A 16,063-nucleotide genomic window follows, 5' to 3' on the forward strand; every position below is an offset into this window, starting at 1 on the left:
AAGAAATTAAAGACGTTCAATTACCATTGCTGAAGCACCCCCACCACCATTACAAATGGCTGCTGCTCCAGTTTTAGCATTGTTTTGTATAAGTACATTAATAAGTGTCACTAAAATTCTTGCACCCGAACAACCTAAAGGATGACCTAGTGAAACAGCACCACCGTTAACATTTACTTTATCATCAGCTAAGCCTAAGATTTTCATATTTGCCAAACCAACCACGGAGAAGGCTTCATTAAACTCAAAATAGTCAATATCACTTATTTCAATATTGGCTTTAGCTAGTGCCTTAGGTAATGCTTTTGCAGGTGCAGTAGTAAACCAATTTGGTTCGTGAGCAGCATCTGCATAACTCTTTATTTTCGCAATAGGCTTAAGACCAAGTTCGTTTGCTTTTTCTGAAGTCATTAATACCAATGCTGCTGCACCATCATTAATAGTAGATGCATTAGCAGCTGTAACCGTACCATCTTTTGTAAATGCAGGTCTCAGAGCAGGTATTTTTTCCATTCTAACATTAGTATATTCCTCATCTTTACCAATAACTACAGGTTCTCCTCGTCTTTGTGGAACTTCTACTGGTACAACTTCATTATCAAATTTTCCAGCATTCCAAGCCTCAGTTGATCGCTTATATGATTGAATTGCAAAAGCATCTTGATCTTCTCTAGAAAAATTATATTCTGTAGCACATGCGTCTGCACAAACACCCATCGCATTTTTGTCATATGCATCAACCAAGCCGTCTTTCTGCATACCATCTTCCATAGTAGCAGGCCCAAATTTTGTTGCACTTCGAGCATGGTAATAATGAGGAATTGCACTCATGTTTTCCATACCCCCAGCAACAATAATATCAGCATCACCAAGTTGAATAGCTTGAGCTGCCTGCATTATAGCTTTCATGCCGGATGAACAAACTTTGTTAACAGTTGTACATGGTACTGTGTTAGGTATACCAGCATAGATTGCCGCTTGTCTTGCTGGTGCTTGGCCTGTACCTGCTTGCACAACATTTCCCATCAAAACTTCGTCAACCAAATATGGATTTAGATTAATTTTGTCTAATGCTCCTTTAATTGCAATGGCACCTAATCTAGGAGCCGGAACTGACGATAAACTTCCTAAAAAACTACCAATTGGAGTTCTAACTGCTGAAACTATAACAACGTCCTTGCCCATTATGTTTGTCTTTATATTAATTGGTTGCGAAATTAATCATTTTTTGAGAGATTTTTGAATGTATTATTGAATATGAACTCCTAAATTTCTAATATTTATTACATTTGAAAGTATATGAATGTACTTCTTAATAAATGGTATAAAAACCATGCTCTTGTATACAAGATTTTGTTGTTTCTAGTAACAACACTTTTTATCGTATATCTATTTCCAAAAACCGGGAAGTTTAGATACTCTTTTGAAAAAGGAAAACCATGGCAGTCTGAAAACCTTTATGCTCCTTTTAATTTTGCCATAAAGAAATCCCAAGAAGAAATTGAAAATGAACAGACTGAAATAAGAAAAATAAGTCCAGTTTTTTTTGAAGCTGATCCCGCAATAAAGGATATCGTTTTAAATCAATATTTGACAGCTTTCAACCGAACTTTTGCTGACTCTATATATATAAGTACTCAAAATACCAGCTTGTATAAATCGGGTAAGAGTTTAATAGACAGGTTATATAATAATGGTGTGTTGGATTCTGATTATAGCTTTAATAAGGATAGGCCAGTAAATTTAGTGTTTGATAATCAGATTCAAAAAGAGCTGGTTTTTAATGATTTGTTTCAGATAGGTTCTTTAAGACCAACTATTGAAATTCATTTTGGTTCAGATATTTCAGTAAATGATAAAAACAAAATGATATCCCTCTTCTTTGATGTCATTAAACCTAACGTAAGTCTAAACAATTTACTTACTGATAAAACTTTAGAGGAGGAATTACTTAAAATCTCATTGACGAGGGGCAGCATTGAAAAAGATCAGTTGATTATTTCTAAGGGTCAGGTTGTAGAGGAAGATCAATTTGCCATTTTAGACTCTCTGAAATCTGAATATGAATCTCAAGTTTGGAATACTGCCAATTATAACTGGGTGCTAGTTGCATACACCTTGTTAGTTGCCTTAACTTTACTCATGTTACTTCTGTTCTTGAGGAAGTATAGGGTAGAAGTATTTTTAAATAATACTAAGGTGACCTTTATCTTTTTCAATATAGCCCTAATGATATTTTTAACCACCCTTGTGATTAACTATAATTCACAATACATCTATATTGTTCCCTTATGTATTTTACCACTTGTATTAAAGGCATTTTTTGATGCAAGGTTGGGTTTATTTGCCCATGTTCTTACGGTTCTATTGTTAGGATTCATTGTGCCTAACAGTTATGAATACATGTTTTTACAAATAATTGCTGGTATAGTAACAATATTAACTGTATCAGAATTGTACAAAAGGGCAAACCTATTTATATCAGTTGGTCAAATTACCTTTATTTATATTATCGCTTATTTCGCATTTTTTGTAATTCATGAAGGGCAAGTAGGAAACCTAAAATGGGAAACGTTTGGTCTGTTTATTTTATGTGGTTTAGCCACATTATTTGTTCAACCGTTGATATATATCTACGAGAAGATATTTGGACTTGTATCAGATGTGTCTTTATTAGAGTTATCAGATACTAATACAAAACTATTAAAAGAGCTTTCTAATAGAGCGCCAGGTACATTTCACCATTCGTTAAACGTTGCGAATCTCGCTGAAGCTTCAGCAAATGAAATTGGTGCAAACGCAATGATGGTCAGAGTAGGTGCTTTATACCATGACATTGGTAAAATGAATAATCCAACATTCTATACAGAAAACCAGAGTAATGGCATTAATCCTCACGAAGAATTATCAAATAAGGAAAGTGCAGGTATTATTATAGACCACGTAATTCAAGGAATAGAAATTGCAAAAAAGAACAACTTACCAGATAGAGTGATTGACTTTATTAGAACGCATCATGGTACCAGTTTGGTGTACTATTTTTACATGAAAGAAAAATCGATAAATCAGGAAAATGTTGATGCAAAACAATTTTCATATCCTGGCCCAAAACCATTTAGCAAGGAAACCGCCATACTAATGATGTGCGACAGCGTTGAAGCGGCCTCAAAAAGCTTAAAGGAACCTACAAGCTCTAAAATCAATGACTTTGTAGAGAATATTGTCAATAAGCAGATGGAAACAGGTCAGTTTTTAAATGCCAATATTACATTTAAGGAAATTCAATCCATTAAAAAGGTCCTAAAGCATAAACTTGCTAATATTTATCATTTAAGGATTGAATATCCAGAATAACAATTAAACCTTACTTAAACACTAAGGCTTTTTGTGATCGCGACAGGATTCGAGCCAGTAACCACATGGCACCCCAGCGGTGTACACTAACTGGACTGCACTATATCGCGTTAATAGTTGCTTAATAATAAGTATTTCATTGTTGATTATTAAGCCATTGAATTAATTAAAGGAATGAAGTCTCTTTTGACTATATTTAACATTTTAATTTTACTCTCATATAGACGATATTAACATTTTCAACTTATGGAATTATTAGGGATTGATATTGGTGGCTCAGGAATCAAGGGGGCTATAGTAAATACAGAAACAGGTGAACTCATTACAGAACGTCATCGTATACCAACGCCCAAGGGAGCAAAACCTTCTGATGTTGCTGATGAGGTTGCAGAGCTAGTAGAACATTTTAATTGGAAAGGAAAAGTTGGATGTGGATTTCCTGCATTAGTGACTCACGGTATTGCTCATACAAGTGTAAATATTCATAAAAGCTGGCGAGGTGTTAATGTTGAGGATCTATTTGAGGAAAGAACTGGTCTTGAATTCACAGTTGCTAATGATGCTGATGCTGCCGGATTAGCTACCATGACCTTTGGATCTGGAAAAGATAAAAAAGGCTTGGTATTTATGATAACTCTTGGAACTGGGATTGGTTCGGGAGCCTTTTACAATGGTGAGTTGATTCCAAATTTTGAGTTAGGTTCAATGCCTTATAAAAAGCATAAACGTATAGAATATTATGTCTCTGACGCTGCACGTAAGCGTTACAAATTATCCTATCAGGAATGGGGTGCACGTGTCCATAAATTTTTACGACTTTTAGAAAAGTTGTTTTCACCTGATTACATCATAATTGGAGGTGGTGCAAGTAAAAAATTCGATCGATTTAAAGACCAGATTAAAATAGCAACACCGGTAATACCAGCCGCCTATCAAAATAACGCTGGAATTGTAGGAGCTGCACTTCTGGCTAAATAAAAACATCGAAAGGAAAATTCAATTTAAAACAAAAAAGCCATTTCAATAATGAAATGGCTTTTTGTGATCGCGACAGGATTCGAACCTGTGACCGTCTGCTTAGAAGGCAGATGCTCTATCCAGCTGAGCTACGCGACCCTTCAAGGATTAACTGCGTTGATCCTGAAAATCTTTTTGGATTACGTCGCTAAGCTCCGTGATCCTTATTTGGCGTTGCCAAATGAAGTTTATCCTAATTTTCTTAAGAAAGCAAGCTTTCTACTAAAATTATTTTCAACTTCTTTGTCGGGGTGGCAGGATTCGAACCTGCGACCTCCGCGTCCCAAACGCGGCGCGATAACCGGGCTACGCTACACCCCGAAATTGGTTATCAATTTGTTTATGCGGAGAGACCGGGATTCGAACCCGGGCAACACTTACGCGTTGACAGATTAGCAATCTGCTCCATTACCACTCTGGCACCTCTCCAATATTTTAAAAGAACGTTCCTTAAAATTGCGGATGCAAATGTAACTTATCATATTAAAGAACGCAAAAAAATCAATCAATTTTTTCTATAGATTTTTATTATTTTAAATTCTCACAGGTACATAATTTAAAATCTAAAATTTAACTAAATTTTACTATCATCATTTTAACATTTTCTATAGCTTCGTTATGCTATGTCTAAGGAAAACCAACTTATTAAATTTACAAAAAAAGGCATTTATTGTCCACAAGGAAAATTCTATTTAGATCCCTGGTATCCTGTTGACTATGCTATCATTTCACATGGTCATGCTGATCATGCGCGTTGGGGTATGAAACGCTATTTATGTACAGATGATTCTAAGGCTATTTTAAAGCATAGACTTGGTGCTGATATAAATATTCAGAGTATTGCATATAATAATGAGCTTACAATCAATGGTGTTAAGGTTAGCTTTCATCCAGCTGGTCATGTTATTGGTTCCGCACAAATTCGATTAGAGTACAAAGGTTATGTGGTTGTATTTTCAGGTGATTATAAAACTCAGCCTGATTTTATTACGCAACCTTTTGAGCCCATTAAATGTCACACATTTATAACTGAGAGCACATTTGGGTTACCCATTTATAATTGGAAAACGGAGGAAGAATTACAAATGGAACTTCAAAATTGGGTAAAAACGAACCAAGCTAATAATAGAACTTCTGTTTTTTTGGGCTATTCGTTGGGTAAGGCGCAACGTTTAATGTCCTTGTTAAATGGTTGTGATGATATCTATGTGCATCGTGCTATTTATAATTTAAATAATGTTATTCCTAATTCTGGCATTTCGCTACCAGAAACCAAGTTATGGTCTGCAGATTTAGATAAGAAAACACTTCAGAATAAAATAATAATAGCACCACCATCATTATTAGGCTCGCGTATGATGAAGCGCGTTCCAAATGTCGCAACAGCAGTTTGCTCTGGTTGGATGCAAATTAGAGGCAACAGACGTTGGCAAGCTGTTGATGCTGGTTTTGTAGTCAGTGACCATGCGGATTGGAACGGTTTAATAACGGCAGTGAAAGCCACAGAGGCAGAACAGGTTTATGTTACTCATGGTTCTCAGGCTGTGTTTTCAAAATATTTGAATGAAATTGGTATTAAAGCAAATGAACTTAAAACGGAGTATGGTGATGAGGCTTTGGCTAAAGCTGAAAAGGAAACTGAAAATATCGATGCGGAATGAAGTTGTTTTCAGAATTAATAAGCACCATAGAAATTACTAATAAAACCAATACTAAAATTGATGCTCTGGTACGATACTTCGAAACAGCACCAGATAAAGATAAACTATGGCTGATAGCCTTATTTACGGGAAAACGTCCATCACGACCTGTAAAAACAACTCTGATGAAGGAATGGTGTATGGAACTCACATATATTCCAGAATGGTTGTTTTTAGAAAGTTACAGCACCGTTGGTGATTTTGGTGAAACCTTGGCACTGTTATTACCAAAGCCAACACATAATTTAGATTTAAGTCTAAATGAATGGATGACAGAATTGAAGGCACTTAAACCGAAGTCTGAAAGTGAAAAAAAAGCTTTCGTTCTTGAGGCTTGGACAGGATTAGACCAGCAAGAACGACTTATCTTCAATAAATTAATCGGTGGCAGTTTTAGAATAGGTGTTTCAAAAAAAACGCTAGTTAATGCTTTGGCAAAACTTACCAATATTCATGCGAATCAACTCATGCACAGCATCATTGGGAATTGGGCTGTCGATAGTATTTCCTTTGAAGAATTAATTCACGGTAAGCACATAAATTATGATAATTCGAAACCATATCCCTTTTGTTTGGCCTATGCTCTAGAAAAGGAATTACCCGAGTTAGGCAAACCCAATGATTGGATTGTTGAACAAAAATGGGATGGTATTCGTGGGCAAATTGTAAAACGAAATAGCGAAATATATATCTGGTCTCGTGGTGAAGAATTGGTAACGAAGCAGTTTCCGGAATTAGTGGAAGCTATGAGCAATTTTAAGGATGATTTTGTGATTGATGGCGAAATATTAGCTATGAAAAACAATGATGTATTACTCTTCAATGATTTACAAAAACGCCTCAATCGTAAAAATGTCACAAAGAGTTTGTTACAAGATGTACCTGTCGGTTTTAAGGCATATGATATTTTGGAACACAATGGTGATGATATTAGAGCGTTACCATTTAAAACAAGACGTCAACTTTTAGACTCCCTATTCAATTCAGTGACCTTGCCAGAGCATATTGAATTATCATTTTTGGTTGATTTCAAAGACTGGGAAGAGCTTCACGCTATTAGAGATAATTCAAGAGCCATAAATAGTGAAGGTTTGATGTTAAAGCAGAAGAAATCACCTTATCACACAGGTCGAAAAAAAGGCGACTGGTGGAAGTGGAAGGTTGACCCATTAACGATCGACGCTGTATTGATTTATGCTCAAAAGGGTAGTGGTCGTCGAAGCAGTAAATACACAGATTACACCTTTGCTGTCAAGAAAGATGATGCTTTAGTTACTGTTGCTAAAGCCTATTCGGGATTAACAGACAAGGAAATTACAGAAATATCACAATGGGTAAATAAGAATGCTATTGAACGATTTGGGCCTGTAAGAACCGTAAAACCAGAGTTGGTTTTTGAAATTGCTTTTGAAGGTATCGCATTGAGCAACCGTCATAAATCGGGAGTAGCTCTTCGTTTCCCTAGAATTGCACGGTGGAGAAGAGATAAACCCGTTGATGAAATAGATACTATAGAAACTGTTAAACAATTAATTACAGCACCTTGAGTCAGTTTAGAGATAGCGAAGGCTTGCGAATAATAAACAATTGGATGGCAGAAAAAGGACATGCACCTTTTCCATTTCAATTGCAGACCTGGCAACGTTATTCAAATGGCTATTCTGGTATGGTCATAGCACCAACGGGCTTTGGTAAAACCTTTTCAGTGTTTTTGGCTGTGGTCATCGATTATCTGAATCACCCTGAAAAGTATCCCAAAGGCTTAAAATTACTATGGATTAGTCCATTACGTTCATTGGCTAAGGACTTGGCAAAGGCTATGACTGAGGCAGTAGATGATATCGGTTTAGATTGGTCGGTGCAAGTTAGAAATGGCGATACACCTACCGCAACAAGACGCAAGCAAGAACGCTTAATGCCAGATGTTTTGCTTACTACGCCCGAAACGATGCATTTGTTATTTTCTCAAAAGAAAAATTCAAGATGGTTTAAAAGTGTAAAGTGTGTCGCTATTGATGAGTGGCACGAACTTTTAGGAAATAAACGTGGTGTACTTACAGAGCTAGCTATTTCTCAGCTAAGACATTATTCACCCAAGCTTCAAATTTGGGGAATCACGGCAACGATAGGAAATCTCGAAGAAGCAAAACAAGTCTTGTTGCCATATTCAGACTTAAAGGTTACACAAGTGACTGCCAAACAAAAAAAGAAATTAGACATCATTTCTGTGCTTCCAGATGAAATTGAAGTTTTGCCTTGGGCTGGACATTTGGGTACAAAAATGGCAGATAAAATATTGCCGATAATAGATGCTAACACAACAACTTTAATTTTTACAAATACTAGAGGACAGGCGGAATTATGGTACCAAGTGTTGTTAAATGCACAACCAGATTTAGCTGGTCTGTTAGCGATACATCATGGTTCTATAGATAAAAAACTTCGAAATTGGATTGAAGATAATATCGCTTCAGGTTATTTAAAAGCTGTGGTTTGTACGTCGTCTCTAGATTTAGGTGTCGATTTTAAACCTGTAGATTGCGTTATTCAAATTGGTTCTGTGAAAGGCATAGCGCGCTTTATGCAACGCGCTGGACGAAGTGGACATTCGCCATTTGAGCGTTCTAAAATTTACTTTGTACCAACACATTCCTTAGAATTAGTAGAAGTTTCTGCATTAAAGGAAGCTATTAAGCATAGGCAAATGGAATCTCGCGACCCTATGGTGTTGACATTTGATGTATTAGTGCAATTCATGGTCACTTTAGCTGTTGGTGAAGGATTTGACACTGAGGCTTTATATGAACGTATCAAACAAGTACATGCCTTTCAGTATTTAACCAAAGAAGATTGGCAATGGTGTTTGCATTTTATTACCAAAGGTGGTAAGACGCTACATTCTTATAAAGAATTCCATAAAGTCATTCTAGATGAAGATGGAACATATAAAGTGAAAAGCCGACGAATTAGCATGTTGCATCGTATGAATATTGGTGCTATTGTGAGTGAAGTGAATCTAAAAGTAAAGTACTTTTCTGGCGGTTATATTGGTATGATTGAAGAATTCTTTGTCTCAAAACTAAAACCTGGTGAAAGTTTCATCTTAGCTGGTCGAATATTAGAATTGGTTCAGATTAAGGATATGACCGTTTTGGTAAGACGAAGCAAAGCCAAAAAAGCAGTATCGCCAAGTTGGTTAGGTGGTCGGTTGCCTTTAACATCACATCTGAGTCATTATCTAAGATTAAAACTTTCTGATGCTTTAGAGCCAGGACGATTAGAGAAAGAGTTACGGTTTTTAAATCCATTGGTGAGCCGACAAGATGAACATTCGCACATACCAAAAGCGGATGAGTTTTTGGTTGAACTCATTAAAACAAAAGATGGACATCATTTGTTTATGTATCCATTTGAAGGCCGATTGGTACATGAGGTGTTTTCTGCTCTAATGGCCTATCGCATCAGTAAATTAAAGCAAATGACATTTACCATTGCCATGAATGATTACGGTTTCGAATTATTAAGTGACCAGCCAATCCCTGTTAATGAAGAGAATATAAAATCCTTGCTCAGTAAGGAGAATTTAATGGATGATGTAATTGTTAGTATTAACGCCTCAGAAATGGCCTCAAGGAAATTCAGAGATATTGCCGTAATTGCAGGACTGGTGGTGCAATCCCAACCTGGAACACGCAAGAACAATAAGAGTCTACAATCTTCATCTGGACTTATATTTAGGGTTTTGGAAGACTACGAACCTGAAAATTTACTATTGCGACAAGCCTTTACGGAAGTATTCAACCAACAGTTGGAGGAAGCAAGATTACAAGAAGCTTTTAATCGTATTTCTAAAAGTAAGATCATCGTTAAACGTGCTAAGTCATTTACACCCTTAAGTTTCCCGCTTAAAGTAGATAGCCTGCGTGGTACAATGAGTAATGAGAATTTAGATAAACGTATACAGCGTATTAAAGAACAAGCTTTTAAGATAGATTAAATTGAAAATCGTAACTGAACATATTATCATTCAAAATGAGGAATTTATTCTTACCAACCAGCGTGCGATCTATTGGAAAAAGGAAGATGCGCTAATCTTGTCTGACATTCATATTGGTAAAACAGCCCATTTTAGACATCATGGCATACCAATACCTGATGATATATTACAAAAGGATTTAGAACGACTAAAACATTTAATCATTCATTTTAAGGTTCGAAAACTATTAATAGTTGGAGACCTGTTCCATGCTGAAACCAATAGCGATATGGAGACATTTAAATTGTGGTTGCACCAATATAAAGGATTAAGTTTAGTTTTAATTCAAGGTAATCACGATAGGCAGTCTAAGCAGTTAATGGACGATTTGGACATTGAAGTTGTGCCTAAATTAGAGATAGGACCATTTACCTTAATTCATGAACATGAAGAAAATGATTCTAATTCATATACTATTTCAGGTCATACCCATCCAGGTGTGCTTATTAAAGGTAAAGGAAAACAAAAGCTAAAACTACCATGTTATCAGGTTGCTTCCAATCAGTTAATTTTACCTGCGTTTAGTTTATTTACTGGACTTAACATCCATTCTAAACCTATAAACGTAGTATGTTATGCGTTTACAGAATCGTCAATTTTTAAATTTTAATAATGCATTTCATCGAATAATAATTACTTTTTATCGATAAATAGATTTACTTTCTTATGTTTGCTTTCCAAATCTTTTGAAACAGTACTACTGATTCAAAAAACTATTAACCTATGAAAAACCTACTTAAATTTATACCCTTCATTGGGTTGGCTTTTATTTTGAAGGCTTGTATAGTTGAGCCGGCAGATGCAGAATTATTTGAATCTACAGAATCAGATGCTCAATTTGATACTAATTGTACAGGTGATTTACCCAAAACAAGATTAATTAATAATGGTACAATTTCTTTTGACCTTCAAGTAATTAATGAAAATGGTATTGCTGAAATCACTATAACTAGTATTGATCCTGGTATTACAACAGCTTGGAATGAGTTTGCAGTTGGTGAGGTTTTATTTTCAGTTTCTAACAACACACCTATGACAAATGATGATAAAGTGGTCATAAACATGGAAACCTGCATGGGTTATGAGATAGTTATTAATAGTGATAATGAAATTGAGTCTTACGATCCAATTATATTTTAGAACAAATTAGAATTGTTTTTTCATCTTTTAAATTTGTTGTAAAAAATAGATAGTTATCACCACCATCTTTAATTCTAAACTTTTTACGAATATCACCAACAGATAAAGGAAAGTTTCGTGTAGTTACGTTAGCTTTTGTTATGCCTAATTTTGCAAATGCTTTCTTATTAAAAGGAAGTACGTTTTCAATTTTGAAACGTCTGCCAGGGAAATCATCTAAATGTTCTGAAGTGTATAAATGCGAGTGTTTATGTAGCTTAGGAATATTTAGGATAGAACTTATAGAATTAAATGCACCTGCTTTTAATATGGCAGAATTTGGTTCGTATAAATAGGTGAGAGGCTCAGTATAATTAACTGTTGCGATTGTTTCATCTTCAAAATTAAACTCAAAAACTTGTTGTAAAGATTTTTTTATGTTAACTGTTTTTATCCTGAATTCAGCTTCATAATCGCGTTCTAAAATCCATAATAATTCTTTAACTTCATTATTCACCGCTACTATGTGAAGCGCTTTTACATGTTTTAGATCTCCTATAGTTGCCTTAATATCAAGTAATGGTGATGTCTTAACCATTACATACCCTCCATATTTTAAGAACAAGCCTTGAAATGTTTTTACATTGGGTTTACAATCGGATAATAAGAACACTTTTTTCTTAGAATCGTCGCGACGTGAAGGGTCAATATAAATCCAATCAAAGGGCTCATCAATGTGTTTTAAAGCATCTATACCGTCTTCGTTAAAGCATTCTATATTAGATACATTAAGAGCTTTATAATTGTGTTTTACAATTTCAGAAAGGTTTTCATTGATTTCACAATGAATAACACTTTTTACTTGTTGCGAAAAATAATAAGCATCAATTCCAAAGCCTCCTGTGAGATCTATCAATGAATTTCCCGAGATTAAATTGGCCTTATAATTTGCCGTAATTTCAGAAGATGTTTGTTCAATATTTAGCTTATTTGGATAGTAAATAGATTCAGTTTTAAACCATGTTGGCAGTTTTTTTTCACAACGCTTTTTGGCCTCAATTTGTTCTATGATTTCTTTTGTAGTGACACCTTCAAAAGGAATACATTTCAATAATAAACTTGATATATCTGAATTTAAATTTAAATCAATAAATTCTTGAACTACAGTATTTAATATGAGTTTATTCACTTAATGCTATAGGTCTTTAGTAAGTTTTTTTACGACCTTATTTTCAGATAAGAATTCTTTTAAAATAACCTTTATTGCCGTATAGGTTGGTACGGCTACAATCATTCCAACAATACCAAATAAAATTCCAGCAATAACTATAACCAAGAAAATTTCTAAGGGATGTGATTTAACGCTTTTTGAAAATATAAACGGTTGGCTAAAGAAGTTATCTACTAACTGAGCGAAAATAAAACCAATCATTACATAAGTGGTTTTAGGTAAAATTACTTCACTAAAACTTTCACCAAGATTACTAGACATGCTTAAAAGAAGCATAAGAAATCCGCTTATTAAAGGTCCCACATAAGGAACAAGGTTCAATAACGCACATAAAAATGCAATAACTACAGCATTATTAATTCCGAATATTAAAAGAACAATAGTATAGATAATGAACAGTATTAAAATCTGGAATATTAATCCAACAAAATACCTTGAGAGTAAGTCTTTAATGGTATTGAAAGAACGTCTTGTCTTGGTTTCATTACCGCTAGGTATAAAAGTCATTATACCATTTTCAAAAAGTTGACTATCCTTTAAAAAGAAAAATGTAATGAACAAAACAGAGAATAAACCTATGCTAAAACTACCTAATCCACTAACAAGATTATTTAGAAACTCTGGTATATAAGCGAAATCTAATTTTGAAAGTAGACCAGAATCTTTGATTGATTGTTCTACATCAATATTCTTGAATTCAAAATAGCTAACAACTTGATTATATAAATCTTGAATATTGACTTGTAATTGATCAATGTCTAATAAGGCCAAATTCTGTCCTTGTTCTGCTACCAAGGGGATAAACAGGCCTATTAACCCAATAAATAGTCCAACTAAAAGAACCATTGTAACTATTACAGCTATAGTGTTATTAAACTTAAGCTTGCGTCTTAAAAAAAGTACAATAGGCCTTCCAACTAATGAAATAACTGCAGCAACAGCAATATATACTATTACGGATTGTATTTGATAAAGAAAATATAGCACCAAAGCTATAGCCAGTATAATCCCTAAAGCTCTTAGAATACCATTTGCTATTATTTTTGAATTCATGGTTTAAATATAGCTAAATTCTAACTTAAGATTTCAGTTGTTTGGTGATTTCGTATAAGGCAATACTTGTAGCGGTAACAACATTCATACTACTATTATTGCCGTACATATCAATATGAACTATACTATTGCATTTCTTCAGAATGTTTTCAGAAATACCAAAATTCTCATTGCCTATAATTAGTGCAATGGGTTGGTCAGTAGATAATTTTAGAGTATGTAATGATTGACTGTTTTCTGTTATTTCTAGAGCTATCAAAAAATGTGACTTCAATTCATCTATAACAGTTTCAATGGAATCGTAAATTTCGAAATTTACAAATTTTTCAGTCGAGCGTGATGTTTTTGTCATGCGTTTTCCTAATGGAATATTCTCACCACAAAATATGAGTTTTTCAATACCCATAGCATCTGCAATACGAAACAGGCTGCCGATATTTGGTGCATTTGTTACACTATCACAAATTAAAGTGATAGGAAATAGTTTCTTTTTAAATCGAGATGTGTAATGGGTGAGTTGCAATGAGATTTTTAATTTTTAAATGCGTATTTCACAATATTTGCACCCATTTTTAAAGCTTTTTCTCTGACATCTTGTGGATCATTATGTACTTCTTGTTCTTCCCAACCATCACCTAGATCACTCTCAAATGTAAATAGTAAAATAAGTCGTCCTTCATGAAACAATCCCAAAGCTTGCGGTGCTTGACCATCGTGTTCATGAATTTTCGGCAAACCGTTCGGGAATTCAAAAGCTGAGTTATAAATTGGATGATTTGACGGAATTTCTGTTAACTCCTTGTTAGGAAAAACTTTCTTTAATTCTTTCGTAATGTATGGTTCCATACCATAATTATCATCAATGTGAAGGAAACCACCAGAGATTAGATATTTTCTCAGATTTTCTGAATCATCTTCACTGAAAAAAACATTTCCATGACCAGTCATATGCAATAATGGAAATTGATAAATATCTATGCTTCCAACCTCGACAGTCTGGATTCTTTCATTGATATTGGTATCAATATTATCGTTACAAAACTTCACTAAATTTGGCAATGCGGTTGGATTACTATACCAATCACCACCACCTTTATATTTTAAGACTGCCACCTCTTGGGCGTTTATAAAAAGGGTAGAAAGAAGAAGGAGTAAAACCTTATAATATTTCATAATTATGCATTCAATAAAGCAACTGTATGGCAAGCGACCACACCCGCAGTTTCAGTTCTTAATCGTGTCTCACCCAAAGTTACAGGAATATAATCATGTTGCAATGCCATTTGAATTTCTTTAACACTAAAATCACCTTCAGGTCCAATTAGTATTAAACAATCTTTATTGGTTTCAAGTACGGCTTTAAAATCAGTTCTTTCGGTGTCTTCACAATGTGCAATAAACTTTTGGTCTGCAGTATTTTTTTCAATGAATGCTTTGAAGTCAATAGGCGCATTTAATTTGGGTAAATAATTTTGAAGTGATTGTTTCATAGCAGACTGTACAATTCTTTCAAATCGCTCTGTTTTAATTACTTTACGCTCACTGCGTTCACAAATAATGGGAGTAATAGTATCGACACCTATTTCAGTAGCTTTTTCTAAAAACCACTCGTAACGATCATTCATTTTTGTTGGTGCAACTGCTAAATGAAGTTTAAATTTTCGTTTTTCTGAGAATTGCTTAGATATTATTTTTACGGATGAATTTTTATTGTTGGCGTCTACAAGTTGTGCCTCAAAGATCCAGCCTTGACCATTTGTAATATATAGTGTATCACCTTCTTTTTTACGAAGTACTTTTACAATGTGCCTGCTTTCATCTCTATCAAAATTGAAGAATATATCCTCTTGGCTTATATTAGAATTGTAAAAAAGTTGCATTATACTTTAGTTTCAGAAAATCTTAAAACCGTAATTTCTTCAATTTTTTTTGCATCGTGTGTTTTTAAAATCACATAGTGCCAATTTAGTTCATTAATATCTAAAGTAAAGATATCTTCTGTACTATGATATTTCACAGCGTTTTCAAAATCTGTATGCATTTTTCCATCTTCAAACCATCCTGAATCACCACCTCTACTAGCATTTATGTCCATGGAGTATAACTTAGCCATATCCTTAAACTTGTAACCATTTTTATATAATGCCATGATTTTTACTCGTTTACTGTTAATTTCTGAAGCAGTCATTTTTTTACCGTCAAAGAAAACATAACTGACTCTATTATGAGGTATCTTTTTCTTATCGAGAATTTTATAATAAGTATTATTGTATTCTGTGTTAACTACTTTTTTGCCACCTTTTGAGAGTTTAAATAAATCCTCAGCTAGTTGAGTTTTGTGTTTCTCTTTATTAAAAACGATTATCTTACCCTTTATGCTTTTGTTTGATTTAATAAATATTTTAGCATCTTCTTTTGAAAGGATAGAGTCTAATTCTTTATTGAAATTATCTTGAGCAATACATATCAATGGCAATATGAAAAAAACGGTTAAAAGCTGTTTCATTTTTGATTTTAGATTGATTTAAGAACAAAACAACTAAAATATAAGAT

At 34.1% G+C, this 16,063-nt stretch carries 14 protein-coding genes and 3 tRNA genes; 7 read left to right on the forward strand and 10 right to left on the reverse strand.

Features of this window, described 5'->3' with window-relative positions; genetic code table 11:
• Positions 1 to 6: 6 nt before the first annotated feature.
• Positions 7 to 1,185, reverse strand: a complete 1,179-nt coding sequence (locus ACFWV9_RS09480; RefSeq protein WP_411894972.1) for an acetyl-CoA C-acyltransferase — start codon at positions 1,183 to 1,185, stop codon at positions 7 to 9.
• 114 nt (positions 1,186 to 1,299) lie between these two features.
• On the opposite strand from ACFWV9_RS09480, the gene ACFWV9_RS09485 reads away from it, so the two are divergent.
• Positions 1,300 to 3,354: an HD family phosphohydrolase gene (locus ACFWV9_RS09485; protein WP_411894973.1), complete on the forward strand. Its 2,055-nt coding sequence runs from the start codon at positions 1,300 to 1,302 to the stop codon at positions 3,352 to 3,354.
• Between the two features lie 246 nt (positions 3,355 to 3,600).
• A complete protein-coding gene (ppgK, locus tag ACFWV9_RS09490) occupies positions 3,601 to 4,332 on the forward strand; it encodes a polyphosphate--glucose phosphotransferase (RefSeq protein WP_411894974.1) in 732 nt (243 codons plus the stop codon).
• Positions 4,333 to 4,396: 64 nt separating this feature from the next.
• On the opposite strand, the gene ACFWV9_RS09495 is transcribed toward ppgK, so the two are convergent.
• The 3 genes from ACFWV9_RS09495 to ACFWV9_RS09505 form a co-directional block, all read right to left on the reverse strand.
• Positions 4,397 to 4,470 (reverse strand) — tRNA-Arg (locus ACFWV9_RS09495).
• 147 nt (positions 4,471 to 4,617) lie between these two features.
• Positions 4,618 to 4,692: transfer RNA gene (locus ACFWV9_RS09500), tRNA-Pro, on the reverse strand.
• A 24-nt stretch (positions 4,693 to 4,716) separates the two neighbouring features.
• Positions 4,717 to 4,800, reverse strand: a tRNA-Ser gene (locus ACFWV9_RS09505).
• 194 nt (positions 4,801 to 4,994) lie between these two features.
• On the opposite strand from ACFWV9_RS09505, the gene ACFWV9_RS09510 reads away from it, so the two are divergent.
• The 5 genes from ACFWV9_RS09510 (at position 4,995) to ACFWV9_RS09530 (ending at position 11,247) form a co-directional block, all read left to right on the forward strand.
• On the forward strand, positions 4,995 to 6,032 hold the full coding sequence (locus ACFWV9_RS09510; protein WP_411894975.1) for a ligase-associated DNA damage response exonuclease: 1,038 nt from the start codon (positions 4,995 to 4,997) through the stop codon (positions 6,030 to 6,032).
• Positions 6,029 to 7,618, forward strand: coding sequence for an ATP-dependent DNA ligase (locus ACFWV9_RS09515; protein ID WP_411894976.1), 1,590 nt, complete (start codon positions 6,029 to 6,031; stop codon positions 7,616 to 7,618). The genes ACFWV9_RS09510 and ACFWV9_RS09515 overlap by 4 nt, the downstream gene beginning before the upstream one ends.
• Complete coding sequence (locus tag ACFWV9_RS09520) at positions 7,615 to 10,068, forward strand: ligase-associated DNA damage response DEXH box helicase (RefSeq protein ID WP_411894977.1); 2,454 nt, start codon at positions 7,615 to 7,617, stop codon at positions 10,066 to 10,068. The genes ACFWV9_RS09515 and ACFWV9_RS09520 overlap by 4 nt, the downstream gene beginning before the upstream one ends.
• A 1-nt stretch (position 10,069) precedes the next feature.
• Positions 10,070 to 10,717 carry a ligase-associated DNA damage response endonuclease PdeM gene (gene pdeM, locus ACFWV9_RS09525; protein WP_411894978.1) on the forward strand — a complete coding sequence of 216 codons (648 nt, stop codon included), beginning with the start codon at positions 10,070 to 10,072 and terminating at the stop codon, positions 10,715 to 10,717.
• Between the two features lie 113 nt (positions 10,718 to 10,830).
• Entirely contained in the window at positions 10,831 to 11,247 is a 417-nt protein-coding gene (locus ACFWV9_RS09530; RefSeq protein ID WP_411894979.1) for a hypothetical protein, read from the forward strand.
• On the opposite strand, the gene ACFWV9_RS09535 is transcribed toward ACFWV9_RS09530, so the two are convergent.
• Genes ACFWV9_RS09535 through ACFWV9_RS09560 form a run of 6 tightly spaced genes read right to left on the reverse strand, consistent with a single transcriptional unit; the run spans position 11,237 to position 16,016 of the window.
• A complete protein-coding gene (locus tag ACFWV9_RS09535; RefSeq protein WP_411894980.1) occupies positions 11,237 to 12,415 on the reverse strand; it encodes a class I SAM-dependent methyltransferase in 1,179 nt (392 codons plus the stop codon). The genes ACFWV9_RS09530 and ACFWV9_RS09535 overlap by 11 nt on opposite strands.
• Positions 12,416 to 12,421: 6 nt before the next feature.
• Positions 12,422 to 13,510, reverse strand: coding sequence for an AI-2E family transporter (locus ACFWV9_RS09540; protein ID WP_411894981.1), 1,089 nt, complete (start codon positions 13,508 to 13,510; stop codon positions 12,422 to 12,424).
• A gap of 25 nt (positions 13,511 to 13,535) precedes the next feature.
• Positions 13,536 to 14,033: a TrmH family RNA methyltransferase gene (locus tag ACFWV9_RS09545; protein WP_411894982.1), complete on the reverse strand. Its 498-nt coding sequence runs from the start codon at positions 14,031 to 14,033 to the stop codon at positions 13,536 to 13,538.
• 8 nt (positions 14,034 to 14,041) lie between these two features.
• Entirely contained in the window at positions 14,042 to 14,683 is a 642-nt protein-coding gene (locus ACFWV9_RS09550) for a DUF4159 domain-containing protein (protein WP_411894983.1), read from the reverse strand.
• A 2-nt stretch (positions 14,684 to 14,685) separates the two neighbouring features.
• Complete coding sequence (locus tag ACFWV9_RS09555; protein ID WP_411894984.1) at positions 14,686 to 15,390, reverse strand: 16S rRNA (uracil(1498)-N(3))-methyltransferase; 705 nt, start codon at positions 15,388 to 15,390, stop codon at positions 14,686 to 14,688.
• The gene (locus ACFWV9_RS09560; RefSeq protein ID WP_411894985.1) at positions 15,390 to 16,016 is read right to left on the reverse strand and encodes a peptidylprolyl isomerase; all 627 of its coding nucleotides are present in this window, start codon (positions 16,014 to 16,016) and stop codon (positions 15,390 to 15,392) included. The genes ACFWV9_RS09555 and ACFWV9_RS09560 overlap by 1 nt, the downstream gene beginning before the upstream one ends.
• Positions 16,017 to 16,063 lie beyond the last annotated feature (47 nt).

The organism is Winogradskyella sp. A2, from assembly GCF_046762865.1.
Taxonomy (GTDB): Bacteria; Bacteroidota; Bacteroidia; order Flavobacteriales; family Flavobacteriaceae; genus Winogradskyella.

Bases quoted from the DNA above. Each gene is read 5' to 3' on its own strand.
- ACFWV9_RS09560 (WP_411894985.1), bottom strand. From the start codon at position 16,016: ATGAAACAGCTTTTAACCGTTTTTTTCATATTGCCATTGATATGTATT.
- ACFWV9_RS09555 (WP_411894984.1), bottom strand. From the start codon at position 15,390: ATGCAACTTTTTTACAATTCTAATATAAGCCAAGAGGATATATTCTTC.
- ACFWV9_RS09485 (WP_411894973.1), top strand. From the start codon at position 1,300: ATGAATGTACTTCTTAATAAATGGTATAAAAACCATGCTCTTGTATAC.
- ACFWV9_RS09540 (WP_411894981.1), bottom strand. From the start codon at position 13,510: ATGAATTCAAAAATAATAGCAAATGGTATTCTAAGAGCTTTAGGGATT.
- ppgK (WP_411894974.1), top strand. From the start codon at position 3,601: ATGGAATTATTAGGGATTGATATTGGTGGCTCAGGAATCAAGGGGGCT.
- ACFWV9_RS09510 (WP_411894975.1), top strand. From the start codon at position 4,995: ATGTCTAAGGAAAACCAACTTATTAAATTTACAAAAAAAGGCATTTAT.
- ACFWV9_RS09515 (WP_411894976.1), top strand. From the start codon at position 6,029: ATGAAGTTGTTTTCAGAATTAATAAGCACCATAGAAATTACTAATAAA.
- ACFWV9_RS09530 (WP_411894979.1), top strand. From the start codon at position 10,831: ATGAAAAACCTACTTAAATTTATACCCTTCATTGGGTTGGCTTTTATT.
- ACFWV9_RS09550 (WP_411894983.1), bottom strand. From the start codon at position 14,683: ATGAAATATTATAAGGTTTTACTCCTTCTTCTTTCTACCCTTTTTATA.
- ACFWV9_RS09480 (WP_411894972.1), bottom strand. From the start codon at position 1,185: ATGGGCAAGGACGTTGTTATAGTTTCAGCAGTTAGAACTCCAATTGGT.